The organism is Qipengyuania gelatinilytica (genome assembly GCF_019711315.1).
In the GTDB taxonomy this organism is placed as follows: Bacteria; Pseudomonadota; Alphaproteobacteria; order Sphingomonadales; family Sphingomonadaceae; genus Qipengyuania; species Qipengyuania gelatinilytica.
This window is the reverse complement of the sequence record NZ_CP081294.1, coordinates 1,604,805-1,619,842: the sequence shown is the minus strand read 5'-3', so window position 1 is coordinate 1,619,842 and position 15,038 is coordinate 1,604,805. Positions and strand designations below refer to the sequence as shown.

At 62.3% G+C, this 15,038-nt stretch carries 15 protein-coding genes; 11 read left to right on the top strand and 4 right to left on the bottom strand.

The window, feature by feature from the left end; translation table 11 throughout:
* Positions 1-128: 128 nt before the first annotated feature.
* From K3136_RS08045 to prfH, 9 genes are all read left to right on the top strand, one after another.
* Entirely contained in the window at positions 129-1,724 is a 1,596-nt protein-coding gene (locus K3136_RS08045) for a vWA domain-containing protein (RefSeq protein ID WP_221429829.1), read from the top strand.
* Positions 1,725-2,578: 854 nt separating this feature from the next.
* Entirely contained in the window at positions 2,579-3,805 is a 1,227-nt protein-coding gene (locus K3136_RS08040) for an RtcB family protein (protein ID WP_221429828.1), read from the top strand.
* A 30-nt stretch (positions 3,806-3,835) separates the two neighbouring features.
* On the top strand, positions 3,836-4,258 hold the full coding sequence (locus tag K3136_RS08035; RefSeq protein WP_221429827.1) for a hypothetical protein: 423 nt from the start codon (positions 3,836-3,838) through the stop codon (positions 4,256-4,258).
* Entirely contained in the window at positions 4,255-5,271 is a 1,017-nt protein-coding gene (rtcA, locus tag K3136_RS08030) for an RNA 3'-terminal phosphate cyclase (RefSeq protein WP_221429826.1), read from the top strand. Before K3136_RS08035 ends, rtcA begins: the two co-directional genes overlap by 4 nt.
* Positions 5,252-5,434: a conjugal transfer protein TraD gene (gene traD / locus K3136_RS08025; RefSeq protein ID WP_221432267.1), complete on the top strand. Its 183-nt coding sequence runs from the start codon at positions 5,252-5,254 to the stop codon at positions 5,432-5,434. Before rtcA ends, traD begins: the two co-directional genes overlap by 20 nt.
* Positions 5,435-5,597: 163 nt before the next feature.
* Positions 5,598-5,741 carry a hypothetical protein gene (locus tag K3136_RS08020; protein WP_221429825.1) on the top strand — a complete coding sequence of 48 codons (144 nt, stop codon included), beginning with the start codon at positions 5,598-5,600 and terminating at the stop codon, positions 5,739-5,741.
* Position 5,742: 1 nt separating this feature from the next.
* A complete protein-coding gene (locus tag K3136_RS08015) occupies positions 5,743-6,219 on the top strand; it encodes a hypothetical protein (RefSeq protein ID WP_221429824.1) in 477 nt (158 codons plus the stop codon).
* Complete coding sequence (locus K3136_RS08010; protein WP_221429823.1) at positions 6,216-7,325, top strand: RNA ligase RtcB family protein; 1,110 nt, start codon at positions 6,216-6,218, stop codon at positions 7,323-7,325. Before K3136_RS08015 ends, K3136_RS08010 begins: the two co-directional genes overlap by 4 nt.
* On the top strand, positions 7,322-7,948 hold the full coding sequence (gene prfH / locus K3136_RS08005) for a peptide chain release factor H (protein WP_221429822.1): 627 nt from the start codon (positions 7,322-7,324) through the stop codon (positions 7,946-7,948). The genes K3136_RS08010 and prfH overlap by 4 nt, the downstream gene beginning before the upstream one ends.
* 236 nt (positions 7,949-8,184) lie before the next feature.
* Here prfH and K3136_RS08000 read toward each other — a convergent pair whose 3' ends face one another.
* Positions 8,185-9,399 carry a polysaccharide pyruvyl transferase family protein gene (locus K3136_RS08000; RefSeq protein ID WP_221429821.1) on the bottom strand — a complete coding sequence of 405 codons (1,215 nt, stop codon included), beginning with the start codon at positions 9,397-9,399 and terminating at the stop codon, positions 8,185-8,187.
* 287 nt (positions 9,400-9,686) lie between these two features.
* Positions 9,687-10,529, bottom strand: coding sequence for a sulfotransferase family protein (locus tag K3136_RS07995; protein WP_221429820.1), 843 nt, complete (start codon positions 10,527-10,529; stop codon positions 9,687-9,689).
* A 282-nt stretch (positions 10,530-10,811) separates the two neighbouring features.
* Here K3136_RS07995 and K3136_RS07990 point away from each other — a divergent pair, with 282 nt between their 5' ends.
* Together K3136_RS07990 and K3136_RS07985 are read left to right on the top strand one after the other, a co-directional pair.
* Positions 10,812-11,843 (top strand): acylglycerol kinase family protein, encoded by a 1,032-nt coding sequence (locus tag K3136_RS07990; RefSeq protein ID WP_221429819.1) that lies wholly within the window; start codon positions 10,812-10,814, stop codon positions 11,841-11,843.
* Entirely contained in the window at positions 11,840-12,736 is an 897-nt protein-coding gene (locus K3136_RS07985) for a hypothetical protein (RefSeq protein ID WP_221429818.1), read from the top strand. Before K3136_RS07990 ends, K3136_RS07985 begins: the two co-directional genes overlap by 4 nt.
* Here K3136_RS07985 and K3136_RS07980 read toward each other — a convergent pair.
* Both K3136_RS07980 and K3136_RS07975 read right to left on the bottom strand, forming a co-directional pair.
* The gene (locus K3136_RS07980) at positions 12,727-13,230 is read right to left on the bottom strand and encodes a DUF2141 domain-containing protein (RefSeq protein ID WP_345724862.1); all 504 of its coding nucleotides are present in this window, start codon (positions 13,228-13,230) and stop codon (positions 12,727-12,729) included. The genes K3136_RS07985 and K3136_RS07980 overlap by 10 nt on opposite strands.
* A 118-nt stretch (positions 13,231-13,348) precedes the next feature.
* Positions 13,349-15,016, bottom strand: a complete 1,668-nt coding sequence (locus tag K3136_RS07975) for an ABC transporter ATP-binding protein (RefSeq protein WP_221429817.1) — start codon at positions 15,014-15,016, stop codon at positions 13,349-13,351.
* Between the last annotated feature and the right edge of the window lie 22 nt (positions 15,017-15,038).

The window sequence follows — 15,038 nt, the reverse complement described above, 5'->3', positions numbered from 1 at the left end:
GAATTGGCACGCCTCATGCTTAATCCAAGCCGTCGGGTAAGTCGAACACCCGGCGAGACGCGGGAAATGGGCGGCCGGAATGGGCCGGCCGCCCAAAGCCCGATGAAGTTTCATGATGGAGTTGGACTATGGCCAACAAGACGCTTTTTTCCTCGGCGCTTTCGTCCTTTGGGGCGAAGTTCCTGCCGCGCACGGACACGGTGAACCAGGCAGGTGGCAACGCTTATGCCTATGGCCCCGAAGCCCTGCTCGCGCAGCTGGCCGCAACCGGCACCTTGTCGGACGGTTTCTATGCCGATGCGGAAGGCCAGCTTGCCAAGGCGCTCGAAGCAGCCTGGGCGGTGGACGCTGAATGGGTAGCCAAGTGTGCGATCTATGCTCGCCAGTCGGGCGCGATGAAGGATATGCCAGCATTGCTGACCGCAGTGCTGTCGATGTCCGATCCGGACCTGATGGTCCCGGTGTTCAAGCGCGTGATCGATAACGGCCGCATGCTGCGCAACTTCGTGCAGATCATGCGTTCGGGCCAAACCGGGCGGACTTCGCTTGGCTCGCGGCCGAAACGGCTGGTGCGTGAATGGCTGGAAACTGCCTCGACCCGCCAGCTGATGCAGGCGGCGACCGGCAATGATCCGAGTCTTGCCGATATCATCAAGATGGTTCACCCGGCTCCGGCTTCGGCCGAGCGGCGTGCCTTCTATGGCTGGCTGATCGGCAAGCCCTATGACGTCGCCGCGCTGCCGAAGGAGATCGCCGATTTCGAAGCATGGAAGGCAGACCGCCAGAATGACGTTTCTGGGCCCTTGCCCGATGTGCCCTTCGAATGGCTGACCGCCTTCGACCTGACCGCGAAGCAGTGGGCTGTGCTGGCCGAGCGTATCGGGTGGCAGGCGCTGCGGATGAACCTCAACACGCTGGCGCGTAAGGGAGTGTTCCAGATCGACGGAGTGACCGAGATGGTTGCTGCCCGACTGGCCGATCCCGATGCCATCGCCCGCGTGAAGCGGATGCCCTACCAGTTGATGACGGCGCTGACGCAGGTTGGCGACGGCGTCCCGCTGGCGGTGCAGGCCGCGCTCGAGAAGGCCCTCGACCTGTCGCTTGCGAAGGTTCCGGTGCTGGAAGGCAATGTCGTGGTGTGTCCGGACGTGTCGGGCTCGATGGGCTCGCCTGCGACCGGGTACCGCAAGGGCGCGACTTCGGTCGTGCGCTGCATCGATATCGCCGCGCTGGTTTCGGCAGCGATGCTGCGGAGCAATCCGCAGACCCGCGTGCTGCCGTTCGAGCTGGACGTGGTGAAGCTCAAGCTTGATCCCAAGGCCCGTGTGGCGGTGAATGCCGCCAAGCTGGCAGGGGTCGGCGGCGGCGGAACGAATGTCTCGGCTCCGCTGGCCTTGCTGAACCGCGAGAAGGCCACGGTCGATTGCGTAGTCATCGTTTCGGACAATGAGTCCTGGTTCGATGCGCCGCGTCCGTGGTCCTATGGCGATGCTTCGGGGACGATGAAGGAGTGGAACAAGCTGAAGGCCCGTAACCCGGGCGCGAAGCTGATCTGCATCGACATCCAGCCTTACGGCTCGACGCAGGCGAAAGATCGCAAGGACATCATGAATGTCGGTGGTTTCACCGACGCGGTGTTCGACGCAATGGCACGCTTCGCCAATGGCCCAGAAGGCGGTGGGGCGAAGGATTGGGTCGAGATCGTCAACGAAGTGGAGGTTTGAAACATCAAAGGTCGCGGCGAATGCCGGGAAGGACTACATTCAGGATGCAGGTGTCGCGGGTTCGAATCCCGCCTGCCGGAAGACCGGCGGTAGCTCAGCCTGGTAGAGCACTGGCCCGAAAGGGCACGTCTTTTCCAACCCTCGTCGCCGCGACCTTTGAATAGATGGATTTTGGAAAGGGCCGGGGCAAATGCCGGTGGGACTACATCTCCCACATGATAGGCCCGACGAGTAAAGCGCCCCATGGGAGCAATCCTGCGGGGAGATGTGGGTTCGAATCCCGCCGCTGGAACGTAGCTTAAGGGCTGATTGTCTCACCAACACTCGTTGCCCCGACCCTTTCCAAATTCACGGCGAATGCCGGGTCAGGACTACATCCTGTCACGATGCAGGCGCGGGTTCGAATCCCGCCAGGTCCACCAGATGCGGGCCTGTAGCTTAGCGGTCAGAGCGGCGCCCCTTTGGGGCAATGTCTTGCCCAACCCTCGTCGCCGTGAACCTGAATACAAATCGCTGGCGGATGCCGGTGGGACTACATGGGTAGAGCGCCTGCGAAAGCAGGAGGCCGGCGGTCCGAGTCCGCCCCCGGGCAACCGGAGTAGCTCAGTAAAACGTCTCATCAATCACTCGCCGCCAGCACCCTGCGCTCAAGCAGTGAAGCGACAGCGCAAACAATACTTCAGCGCTGGCGAATGCCGGTTGGGACTACATCGGTAAAGGCCGAAAGGCCGAGCGGTTCGATTCCGCCCCTGAGCGATCCGCAAGATCGCAAAGGGTGTCTCGCCAACACTCGTCGCCAGCACCTTGTGCTCAAGCTGCGAAGCGGTAGCACGCTATAGAATGAGGAGGTCGCGATGACCCAGACGACGTATGAATACCAGGACGTGGAAGGCGGGTCGCCGATCAAGATGTGGACCCGCGGCGTTCCCGTTGACGACAAGGCGCGCGAGCAGCTGACCAAGGCGGCGAAGATGCCGTTCATCTTCAAGCATGTTGCGGCCATGCCCGACGTGCATGTGGGGATCGGCGCGACCGTCGGATCGGTGATCCCGACCAAGGGCGCGGTGATCCCGGCTGCGGTCGGCGTGGATATCGGCTGCGGCATGATGGCCGCGCGCACCTCTCTCATGGCCAGCGATTTGCCGGATAACCTTGCAGGGATCCGCTCCGCAATCGAGGCGGCGGTGCCGCATGGTCGCAGCGTTGGTCGTGGCAAGCGTGACAAGGGTTCGTGGGGCGATCCGCCTCCGGCCGTGGTCGATGCCTGGGCTAGCCTCGCTGCCCGGTTCGGACAAATCGTCGCCAAGTACCCGCGGCTCAAGAACACCAACAACCTGATGCACCTCGGGACGCTCGGTACGGGTAACCACTTTATCGAGCTGTGCCTCGATACCGAGCAGCGGGTGTGGGTCATGCTCCACTCGGGCTCGCGCGGTGTGGGTAACGCGATCGGCACGTTCTTCATCGAACTGGCCAAGCAGGACATGCGCAAGTGGCATATCAACCTGCCTGATCAGGACCTCGCCTATTTCCCGGAAGGGACCGATCATTTCGACGATTATGTCGAAGCGGTCGAATGGGCGCAGGACTTCGCGGCGCTTAACCGGCGCGTGATGATGACGCATGTGCTTGACGCGCTGCGCAGCCAGATCGCCAAGCCTTTCGAGGCCGAATGCGAAGCGGTGAACTGCCATCACAACTATGTGACGCGCGAAAACCACTTCGGCGAAAACGTGCTCGTGACCCGGAAGGGTGCGGTGCGTGCGGCGAAGGGTACGATGGGGATCATCCCCGGATCGATGGGAGCGAAGAGCTTCATCGTACGCGGGCTGGGCAATGCCGAGAGCTTCGACAGCTGCTCGCACGGCGCGGGGCGCGTGATGTCCCGGACGCAGGCGAAGAAGCTGGTATCGCTCGACGAGCATATCGCCGATACCGCCGGTGTCGAATGCCGCAAGGACGAGGGCGTGATCGATGAAACGCCCAAGGCCTACAAGCCGATCGAAGCCGTGATGGCCGCCCAGGCCGATCTGGTTGAGATCGTCCATACGTTGAAACAGGTGGTGTGCGTGAAGGGTTAGCGCCCTTCATGCCGCCATTGGGAGGTTCGCATGAGGGGCAAATTCCATTGTCGCGGTTGTGGCCGTGCGCTGAGCGGTGAAGTAATTGTTCAATCGCTGAAAGATCCGGGCGTTCAGACACCCGATTTCATCGATCAGCGGCCTGTCTGCGCCGAGGGAAGCGGCTTCAAATCTTACGAACCGCTCCAGCGTTCGCATGACCCGAGCAACCCGGCTGCTTTGGAATTTGTGCCGCAGTATTGGCTCAACCCGGCAGATTTCGAAGCGACCGGGAAGGTTACCAGCAAGCGTGGCCGCACAAATGGCTGTTGCGGAATGGACGGCTGCGACGGTCCCAATATCGAATGCCGCGAGTGCGGCACAGAGATTGGCACCAAACAATCCGATTGCTGGACACCGCTGATCTTCGTTCCAGACCCAGATAATACCGAATTCCGAAAGACTGCAACATGATCACAATCGACGGCTCCGAAGGTGAAGGCGGCGGGCAGGTGCTGCGGTATTCCGCAGCGCTTTCGCTGCTGACCGGCGAGCCTTTCACCATCCAGAACATTCGCGGCGGGCGGGCAAAGCCCGGCCTGATGCGCCAGCATGTCACTGCGCTCGAAGCGGCCTGCGCTATCGGTGCAGCGGAATGCTCCGGGCTGACAGTTGGTGCCAGCGAACTGACCTTTCGGCCCGGTAGCGTGACGCCGGGCGAATACCATTTCGCGGTCGGCACAGCTGGTTCGACCGGGCTGGTACTCCAGACCGTTCTGGTGCCGTTGATGCTGGCCGATGCGCCGTCGCGGCTGGTGATCGAGGGCGGCACCCATGCGATGGCCGCGCCGCCGTTCGAGTTCCTGCAAAAGACGTTGCTGCCGGTGCTGGAGCGGATGGGGCCGAAGCTCTCCATCACGCTCGAGCGTCACGGCTTCTACCCGCGCGGCGGCGGGCGCATTGTCTTGGGCGTCGACCCAGTGCCGCTACGCCCGATCGAATGCATTGATCGCGGCGACTTCAAGACTGGCAAGGTAGAGGCATTGGTCGCCGGGATCCCGTTCGACATCGCCGACCGCGAACTGAAGGCGGCTCGCAAGGTGCTGGCCGATTGGCCGGACGAGGCCTTTGCGCCCGTGCAACTCCCGGCCGAGTTTGGCCCGGGGAATGCCCTTATCATGCACGCCGAATTCGACCATGTCACCGAAGTCATGTCTGGCTTCGGCAAGCTTGGCGTACCTGCGGAACGCCTGGCAAAGAGAGCGGCCAAGCGGATGGCGGGCTATCTGGCGTCGCAGGCCTTTGCCGGACCTTACCTCCAAGACCAGTTGCTGCTGCCGTTCGCAATGGCGGGCCGTGGAGCGTTCACCACGGTCAAGCTCAGTGAGCACACCCGCACTGCAGTGAACCTGATCGAACGCTTTTCGGGGAGGGGCTTTCGCTTCTCGGAAACCGCCAAGGGAGCAAATTTGGCAGAGGTTTGCTGATCTTGTCGAACTGACCGACGATGATCGCGCCGCGCTATGCGGTGCATTTCTCACCATCGCTGCCAGGCCGCGCCGGCCGGATGGTGCGCAGGCGCTGGTGCTGTTCAGGCGCAAGGGAAAGCGAGCGTTTGAAACCGAACAGGACGAAGCAGTCTCCAAATAGATCTGCATCGCCAAACGAGTTGATTTGTCCCGGCGTTTCTTATAACGGGCCGCCTCAGCCAATTCCCGCGTGTTTCTGAAAATGGAAAGGAGCAAATCATGCGAGCAGTAATCGTTCGTCTCACAACCGATTTCCCGATCCATAATATTCAGGAACATATTGCATGGGCAATTTCCTGTCGGGCGGACAAACACGCCTGATCTTCGTTCGCAGCGTATCGAACGCTGCGTATCTCACCATTCCGGACCTTCTGCATGCACAGTGCAAGGTGACCTCCATTGCTATGGAGGGCCACCATGCGTTCTGACATGTTCAAGGTCATCGTCGAGCGACCGCGCTGGGGTGCAAGCCATGCGTCGTCGCCAAAGCTGAAGAGGACCGAGGATCGCACGCTGAAGCACATCGGGCACAAGCGCCACGGAGTCGAAAGCGCGCCTTACACAAAGTCGCTCAATGAGAACCTTGCTCCATTGGTTCGTTTCCTGCGCAGTCGCAGGGGGCAGTCGTGGGATAGTGTTTTCAGCGAGATTTGTGAGTGCCTCGATACGGGGAGCACGGTCAAGATGCACGTTCTCGAACACCTTGAGGATTTCGTTCTCACCCGGATCTCCATCGGACGGCAGGGCGAGTGGATGTTCGAAGGGGAGGTTCTCGGCGCCCACGGCATGTGGTTCAGGCAGCGCGAGTTCTTCGTCGATCCGGACGATGGCATCCTAAAGGATCATGCCTTGCTGGCCAAGCGATTGCCGGCGGCAAATCGCAAGTCAGCGGGAGGGCGAGCATGAACGAGCAAAATTCGCTTACGCTGATCGCGCGCGATCCCGCCCGCTTCGATCCTTTGGCACTTGATCAACTCGAAGCCACTTCCCGTCTCGAAGGGATGGGCCGTGTTGTTGGCCTGCCCGATCTTCACGCGGGCAACGGGATCGCCGTGGGCGCTGCGTTCTGGTCTCAAAAGCGCATTTGGCCGCACCTTGTCGGGAGCGATATCGGCTGCGGCATGGCATTGTGGGAGACCCGCCTGGCTGTGCGGAAGTTCCGGGTCGGAAAGGTCGAGCGCAAGCTGCATGGTCTTGATGAGCCGTGGGATGGATCGGCTGGAGACGCTTTGGCGAAAGCCGGTTTGCCGCCTGAACTTGCCAGTCCAGCTCTCGGCACCATCGGCGGGGGAAACCATTTCGTCGAATTCCAGCGCATTGAGGAGGTCGTCGCGCCTGATCGATTTGCCCAACTTGGCATGAAGGATGATCGCGTCCTGATGATGGTTCACAGTGGCTCGCGCGGGTTGGGTCAGGCGATCCTGCAAGAGCAGGTTGCCAGGCACGGCACGGCTGGTCTCCAGATCAGGACCGCGGATGCCGAGGCTTATTTGCAGCGCCATGACCAGGCCGTGGCATGGGCGGTCGTGAACCGGAAGGTTATCGCTGAACGGTTCCTCAATGCCCTTGGCATGACAGGCAATTGTTTGCTCGACATCGTGCACAACAGCGTAACCCGGCATCGCGAAGGTTGGTTGCACCGAAAAGGGGCAGCCCCAGCGGACTGCGGCCTGATCGTCATACCTGGATCGCGGGGAGACTTCAGCTATCTGGTTGAGCCTATGCCCGACCGCGCTGAAGACGCCCTGTGCTCGCTAGCGCATGGGGCGGGCCGCAAATGGAGCCGCAAGGATGCCCATGCGCGCCTCTCTCGCCGATATCGTGTCAGTGAATTGCAGCGCACGAAATTGTCCAGCCATGTTATCTGCGAGGATCGCCGCCTGATCTTTGAGGAAGCTCCGGACGCCTACAAGGACATTGCCGGTGTCATTGCAGATCTGGAGGCCGCCGACCTGGTCCGGGTGATTGCCCGCCTTCGCCCACTGCTTAGCTACAAGACGAGGGCGTCATGACAGAAGCGATACTACATCTGACCTCCGGGAAAGGACCCGAGGAATGTCGTTGGGTGGTTGCACGCCTGGCTGAGGCTTTTGCCGACGAAGCTGCAAAGATCGGCGTGATGTGCGAGGCGCTCGATGCTCAGGATGATCTTCCAGCCTCGCTCCTGATGCGCGTTTCAGGTGACGGGGCACTCGCCTTTGTGAGGGAACGAACGGGAACGATCCTGTGGGTCGGCGAAAGTCCGTTTCGCCCCAGGCACAAGCGTCGTAATTGGTTCGTCGGCGTTGCGCTCGCGCCAATAGCAGAGGACGTGCCAGACTTGCGCGACAGCGACATTGACTTTCAGTCAATGCGAGCAAGCGGTCCTGGAGGACAGCACGTCAACAAGACTGATAGCGCGGTGCGTGCGACACACCGGCCAACTGGCTTGGTAGCAACGGCACAGGAACAGCGATCCCAGCACGCCAACCGCAAATTGGCGAAATTGAAATTGGCCATGCTGTTGGAAGAACGCCGCTCTGGCGCGAGCGATGAAGTGCGACAGGAGCGGTGGTCTGCTCACCAAGAACTGGAGCGCGGAAACCCAGTGCGCACCTACACTGGTCCGAAGTTCAAGCTGAGGAAGGGCGGGTAGTGGCTGGTCTCCAGCTGTAGCCTTGAATTTGGCTGCCAAACTGGTTTGCGAATTGCCGTAACTCCTAAGCCTAGCTGGGTGTTTGCGCGAAACTGGCGGCGCAATGCGGCTGCGGCGACCCGCGCCTCGGTCAGCGTCACGTCGAGCGCCGATCCCAATCCATAGTCGCGCCGCCTGCCGTTATGCTGCATCCACGCCCTGTCACTTCCGTTGGAGCGCAGCGGACGACGAATCCGTTAGGTTTCGAGAGCGCGGACGGCCTGTTTCACGACGTCGCCCTGGATCTTCTCGAGACTCTCGAGAATGCGCCGGGATTCGTTTTTGTGGTTGGCGCTCATCTGCTCGATCTTGTCGAGGATGCGTCCGACGCCGGGCTCCCTGATGTCGAACAGGTAGTCCTGCTGCTGGAAGTGGGCGGCAAGGTCGGAATATTTGCTGGCCCATCCGAGGATGATCGCGGGCACGCCGCTGCGATAGGCGAACACCACCGAATGGTATCGCGAGGCGACGACATATTTGAACCTGGCGATGATGCTGATCAGTTCGGGGCTGGAATATTCGCCCCGGATTATGTCCACGCGGCCCCTGTTGCGGGTCTTTTTCAGCACATCCTCGACCGGCTGGATGTCGGCGGTGGAGGTCGTCAGGACGCAGACTTTCTCTCCGTCGTCGACCAGCTTGTCGAGCATCTGGGCGTAGAGATCGAGCACCGCATCGGGTTCGCCGATCCGGAAGACGTTTTCGTTGATGATGAAACCGACCGAACCGGGCGAGGGATAGCTGACCTCCCGCTCTTCGCCCGGGGCATAGATATCGCTGGCGCTCGGGAAAAACTTCTCCCTGATGACGAGGTCCGTCGACAGTTCGACATTGTCGAGGCCAAGCGAGGTGAGGCAGTCATACCCCTCCTGTTCGCGCGCGAAGATCCTGGTGCAGTAGCTCAGGTCCTCCTTGACCTGTTCGAGGAATTCCTCGCTGCCTTCCTCGTCCCAGTCGAAGGGGCCGAAGCTTTGGGGCATCAGCACGATCGGTTTGCCGTAGCGTTTAGCCAGCTCGATCGTCTGCAGCAGGAGACCGCCTCCTGCCATGCTCCACCCCGAACCAAGGGTGTAGCCACTGGCATCGAAGATGGCGTCCGCTTCCTGCAGCGCCTTTTCCATCTCGGCGATCTTGCCGTCCCACTTGTCGCTCTTCTTCCACTGGCCGGCGAGCGACGTCAGCACCGGCGTAAGGAAGGGCACTTCGTTCAGCCGGTATTTGAACACCTTGCGGGTGTAGTCGTCATAGGGAAGCAGCTTGAAGCTGTACTGTTCCGAGGTGTCGTACTTGTTGGAAAAGCCGACCACCTCGCTGTCGGGATAGATGGATTTGAGCGCGTAGTAGAGCGACAGAAACATGGCCTGCGAGCCTTTGTTTCGCATCTGTATTCCGGTGATGATGAACTTCTTCATCAGACTGCGTCGCCCCCGATCATGCCTGCGCTTTGCCCAGAAGAACCGAAATACCGCTCACTCCTCTTCGGCACCGACGAGGCCACCGGCGTCACTCTCGACGAGGCGGCTGTCGTCTTGCTTGCTGCATTCTTTAAACCCGAATTACCAGCCCGCGCCCGAGGCCGCAGCTTCAATAGGGGATTACCACATTATCGACCGGATCTGACGAGGAATGGGAACACGCTACATGCCTTTGGGGGCTGCTAACCGGCTGGTATCAATGCCGGTTTGGACCTTGCGCGTGTTTAGCTCTCCGACTTTTCAGAAGGTCCGTACCAGTGGCCCAGCGACTGCCCGCTCATCTGCTCCAGGGCCTCGATCGAGGGCGCATAATAGTCGTTCAGGCGCTGGCGCAGGTCGTCCGTCAAAGGCGGGTATTCGGAATTGCGCACGAACAGCCCGCGGGCCGCTTCGAAGGCAGGATTTCCGCGCAAGGGCCGCACGATCGGTTTGAGCCATGCAAGGCGCTTGCGCATGTGGGGCGGGACACGTGGGTCGGACTTGTCCTTGACCTTTTGCCGCGCGTCTTCCTCCAGCTCCAGCGGCGGCAGTCCAAGGTGCGAGCGGACCTGCCGGATCTGGCTGTCGGGGTCTTCGGCTACGCCTTCGAAGAAGGTGATCAGGAGCTTCTCGCGCCCGAAAAGGTCGATGTATGTCTGCAGGTGCGATGCGAAATTGCCTGAACCGAGAAGCCTTTCATCGGGGTTTCCGGCAGGATCGAGATGCGCCTCGATATCCGCCCCGATCTCGCCGCGGCGGTACAGCATGCAGTAGCCCGAATAAGCCCGCGCGACCGGGTTCCGCAGCTGGGCGACCAGCTTCACATGCGGCAGGTCGCGGTGGAGCCGCTCTGCCGCTTGCGGTTCGTAAAGGTAGGAATTGGATTTCTCGCCGACTGTCTTGCCAAGCCCGTCGTCGCTGAATTGCGCAAGGTACCAGTCCGCACCCCGGTCATACTGGCGCGAGAAATAATGCAGTTCTGGATCGGGCATGTAGACGGCAGGATCCGACTGGAGCTGTCGTTGCAGCCAGGTGGTCGCCGATTTGGCGGCTCCGATAATGACGAAGTCGATATCGTCGAACTGCATTGGGTGGCGGGTACTCCGGTTGGTCAGGCATGGATCGGGCGCAAACGGTCGACCATGCTGTGCAGCTGCGCAGCGGATCGTATCGCAGGAGGTTGAAATACCAGCCGCCGCAGGCTGCTGCAGCTACAATACCGGATTACCACATTTTCGACGTCCGGCAGGCGCATGGCGGGAAGGTGCCCGACCTGCTTTTTCCGGAGAGAAACGCACACTTCCGGAGGAAATATTCGCGGCACTCGCCAAATTGCTGCAAATTGCCTAGACCCCGCGCCGAGAGAAAACATGGAGCGCAAGATCTACCAATTCGACGATCTCCCGACGCAAGCGGAAATTGCGGCGGCGCGCCATGCGAACGAAGGTACGCAGGTGCAGCGTATCGGGGTGATATTCAGTGCGCGCAGCCATCACAACAAGGGTCGCGAGCCCGATTTCGGCAACCGCTCCAACGTCACGATCGCGCGGCCTTCGACCCGCAAGGAACTGGCCGATGCGCTGGTCGGATTCGCGCGCGAGGGGATCGGGTTCCTCGTCATCAGCGGCGGCGACGGCACGGTGCGTGACGTCCTGACGATGGGTCAGGCCGTATTCGGCGATAGCTGGCCCGAGCTGGCGGTTCTCCCGCGCGGCAAGACCAATGCGCTCAACGTCGATCTCGGCAGCCCGCGCGACTGGTCGCTCGCCCAGGCCATCGCTGCATTCGAGGACCGTGCAGGCGGGCGGCGGATCGTACGCCGGCCGCTGGCGGTCGCGAAGGTCGGCGAAGAGGACCCGCCCATGCTCGGTTTCATATTCGGCGCGGGCGCGTTCACGCTCGGCGTCGATGCCGGGCAGGATGCGCACAAGGCCGGATTCTTCAACTCGATCGCCGTTGGTGTGACGAGCGCCTGGGGCGTGGTGCAGTCGCTGCTTGGCAGCGATAGCAACGTCTGGCGTCGCGGGACCGGGATGGAGCTGGAATACCTGCCCTCGGGCGAGCCGATGCCGCATTCGCGTCACGGCAATCCTGCGCTTCGCAACCTTATCCTCGCCTCGACGCTGAAGATGATGCCGCTCGACATCAAGCTGTTCGGCAAGGGTCAGGACGGGATCAGGCTGCTGGTTCTCGATCATCCGCGCCGCCGGATCATGTTCTCCGTTCCCGCGATCCTTGCCGGCTGGCATCCGCGCTGGCTGGCCGATGCGGGCCTCCACCACCTGTCGGCCGAGGGCTTTGCGATCACGCTCGATTCGCAGTTCATTCTCGACGGCGAACATTTCCCCGCTGGTAGCTACCGGGTCGAACAGGGCCCCGAACTGACCTTCGTTACCGGGTGACTGACACGCTGGAGAAACGGATCGCGCAATCGCTGGAGCGCGAGGTGCGGGGCGAAGTCGCGGCCTATGCTCGGATGCTGGGCGAGGAGGCCGGGGCGGATGCGGTTTTGTTTTACGGCTCCAATCTCAGGACCGGCTCGCTCGAAGGAGTGCTCGATTTCTATATCCTGATGCCGGGCACGCAGCAGGAGCGGATCTGGCCCAAGGTCAGCTACCGGGAGTGGGAGCACGAGGGCGAAATCCTGCGCGCCAAGATCGCCACCATGAGCCTCGACAAGTTTGCCGAAGCTGCAAGTGGCGATAGCCGCGATACGACGATTTGGACGCGCTTCGTCCAGCCCAGCGCGTTGATCTGGGCCAGAAGCGCGGAGGCGCGCGAAAAGGTTTCGGACGCGATTGCACAGGCCGCAAGGACCGCGGCGCGGTTTGCGGCGGCGCTAGGCCCCGAAAGTGGCACGGCCGAGGATTATTGGCGCGCGCTTTTCCAGGCGACATATCGGGCCGAGTTCCGGGTAGAGAAACCGGGGCGTGAAAATTCGATCCTGTCGGTCAATGAGGACCATTTCGATGGCTTGTTGCCGCTTGCGTGGGAAGCGGATGGCATCGCCTTCACGCGCGACGGCGGGCTGCTTCACCCGGCGCTGGGCGAAAGCAGGCGTGCATCGATACTGAAGACGTGGTCGGCGCGCGAAAGGCTGGGCAAACCGCTCAATATCCTGCGGCTGGCAAAAGCCACCACGACCTTCGAGGGCGCGGCGCGTTACGGTGCGTGGAAGCTGGAACGCCACACCGGCATAAAGCTGGAGGTGACGCCTTTCCGCGAAAAGCACCCCCTGCTGGCGATGCCTGGAGCCGCGTGGGAGCTGTGGCGAGCGAAGCGCGGTCAGCGGTAACGCATACGGATCGAGATTTTCTCGACCCCACCGCCCACATCGAAACCGACCTTCTTGTAGCTCGGCTTGCCGAGGTTGAAGATGTTGATGCTGGGATCGTTCGACATCGCGCCGCCATCGCCGAAGATATCGGTCTCGCCGTCGCCGTCGAGATCGTGGCGCACGGCAATGCCGTAATGGCCCGCTCCGGGCAGGGGCATGCAGAAGCGCATCGAGCCGGCCTTGGCCGGGGCTTCCATGCGATAGATCCAGCGGCCCTTCTTCAGCCAGTCTTCCTTCGTGGCGCGATAGGACTGGATGCGGATGGTGCCCTTGCTTTGCTTGATCTCGTTGATCGTCACCCAGACGCCGGCACCCTTGCCCGCTTCACAACGCGAGGGGTCGTGCGTGATCTTCTCGCGGTACTGGGCTTCGGCGGGCGTGGCGAGCGCAAGTCCTGCAATCGCGACAGCCGCGGTACCGGTTACGGCAGCAAGTTTGGTGGTCATGGTCATGGCCCCCTTCAATAAGTGGTCACCGCCTGCATTCAAGCGCACGGCGGGATAGCGCGATACTGCGCCGATATGCTGCCGGTTATAGGGAAGGGCGCTGAATTGCGGCTGAATTCGCCGTTCAGTCGGTGGCGATACGGCCCCTGTCGATCCGCACGACGCGGTCCGCGATCTCGGTCAGCAAGCCGCGATGGGCAATCGCCAGCACGGTGCGCTTGCCGGTCATACTATGCAGCGCTGCTGCAATCGCCTGTTCGCTTTCGGAATCAACCGCGCTGGTCGCCTCGTCGAGCACGATGAGGTCCGGATCGCGCATCAGCGCACGGGCAAGCGCGATGCGCTGGCGCTCACCGCCGGATAGTGCGCGTCCGCCTTCGCCCAGGTCGCAATCGATCCCCTCGGGCAGCGAGAACACGAATTGCGCGGCGGCTTCCTCGAGCGCCCTCTTTACCTGCGCCTCGTCAGCACCGGGGCGCGCCCAGAGCAGATTCTGGCGCACGGTGCCGGAGAAGAGCAGGGGCTCCTGCTGGACATAGGCGACCCGTTCGCGCCATGCGCGGCGGCTTGCGGCATCCAGCCGCGTTCCGTCGATGCTGACCGCACCTGCATCGGGGCCGATGAGGCCGGAGGCGAGGTCGGCCAATGTGCTCTTGCCCGCGCCCGAGCGGCCGGTCAGGGCGACCATCGTGCCCGCTTCGATGTCCAGCGAGACTTCCATCAGCGCAGTCCGGCCCGGACGATGCGTCAGCGAAACGCTTTCGAACGACAGCCTGCGGGTAAGGCGCGGTGCGCGAGTGGCCGCCTCGGGTTCGGCGGCGGCTCCGGCCCGCTCGATCATGGCGAGCGCATCTTCGATGGCGGGGCTGGCATGGCTCCACCCCTGCATTGCGACCTGCGCTTCGCCCAGCAGGGGAAGAGCGCGCACGAAGATGGCGGCAAGCGGGAGGACGATCGAAAGCGGCAGGCCGAGCCAGGCCAGCGCCAGCCAGGCGAGGCAGGCTGCAACCAGCGCACCGCCGATCTGCAGTGCCGCATGGCCGATGGCGGCATCGCGGACATAGCCGCGCTCTGCCCGGCGTAGTCCTCGCAATTCGTCCGACAGCGCTTTCGCCGCTTCGCCTTCGCGCCCCAGGCTCTTGATGATGCGCATCGCGCCCAGCGTTTCGCCTAGCCGTTCGTGGAGCGAATCGTAGGTGCGGGACAGGGCATTTCCCAGCGCGCGGGCGCGCCGGGTCAGCGGCCGGTAGAGGAGGAGCACGAGCCCTCCGGCTGCACCGCCCGTCAGTGCTGCGGCTGGCGACACGACCATGGCGGCAGCGACAAGCGCCACCAATGCGAATGCGAGGCGGACCAGTGCGGTCGCCATTTCAGCCGCATAGCCTGCCCGGTCGATATTGGTGATGATGAGCGCTTCGCTCGCCCCGCGGCGCTGGGTCATGGTCCAGCGCCAGTTCGCGCCCAGCAGCGCCTTGACTGCCCGCATCCGCAAGCTGTCGACCAGCCCCGCGCGCAGGTCCTGCGCGACGAGGCGTCTCGCAATCTCGGCCACCGCTCGGACGGCGACCAGCAGCACGAACATCGCCAGCATCGCGGAAAGCGGCATGTCGGGCAGGGCGAAGGGCAGCGGCATGGCCGGCCCGCTGCCGGCAAACAGGGCGATGATCGGCACCAAGAGGACGAAGCCCAAGCCTTCGCTCGCTGCGGTAATCAGGGACAGGATCGCAAGCGCAGCGGCCTGTCGGCGCGATGCAATGGCGAACATGGCCTTCAGGGTCCCGTCGAATGTCACGGCGCCCCTATGGCGCAGCGAC

Coding starts and splice junctions, on each gene's coding strand:
- K3136_RS08045 (WP_221429829.1), top strand. CDS start 129: ATGGCCAACAAGACGCTTTTTTCCTCGGCGCTTTCGTCCTTTGGGGCG.
- K3136_RS07995 (WP_221429820.1), bottom strand. CDS start 10,529: ATGCAGTTCGACGATATCGACTTCGTCATTATCGGAGCCGCCAAATCG.
- rtcA (WP_221429826.1), top strand. CDS start 4,255: ATGATCACAATCGACGGCTCCGAAGGTGAAGGCGGCGGGCAGGTGCTG.
- K3136_RS08020 (WP_221429825.1), top strand. CDS start 5,598: ATGGGCAATTTCCTGTCGGGCGGACAAACACGCCTGATCTTCGTTCGC.
- K3136_RS08015 (WP_221429824.1), top strand. CDS start 5,743: ATGTTCAAGGTCATCGTCGAGCGACCGCGCTGGGGTGCAAGCCATGCG.
- K3136_RS08040 (WP_221429828.1), top strand. CDS start 2,579: ATGACCCAGACGACGTATGAATACCAGGACGTGGAAGGCGGGTCGCCG.
- K3136_RS08035 (WP_221429827.1), top strand. CDS start 3,836: ATGAGGGGCAAATTCCATTGTCGCGGTTGTGGCCGTGCGCTGAGCGGT.
- K3136_RS08010 (WP_221429823.1), top strand. CDS start 6,216: ATGAACGAGCAAAATTCGCTTACGCTGATCGCGCGCGATCCCGCCCGC.
- prfH (WP_221429822.1), top strand. CDS start 7,322: ATGACAGAAGCGATACTACATCTGACCTCCGGGAAAGGACCCGAGGAA.
- K3136_RS08000 (WP_221429821.1), bottom strand. CDS start 9,399: ATGAAGAAGTTCATCATCACCGGAATACAGATGCGAAACAAAGGCTCG.
- K3136_RS07980 (WP_345724862.1), bottom strand. CDS start 13,230: ATGACCATGACCACCAAACTTGCTGCCGTAACCGGTACCGCGGCTGTC.
- K3136_RS07990 (WP_221429819.1), top strand. CDS start 10,812: ATGGAGCGCAAGATCTACCAATTCGACGATCTCCCGACGCAAGCGGAA.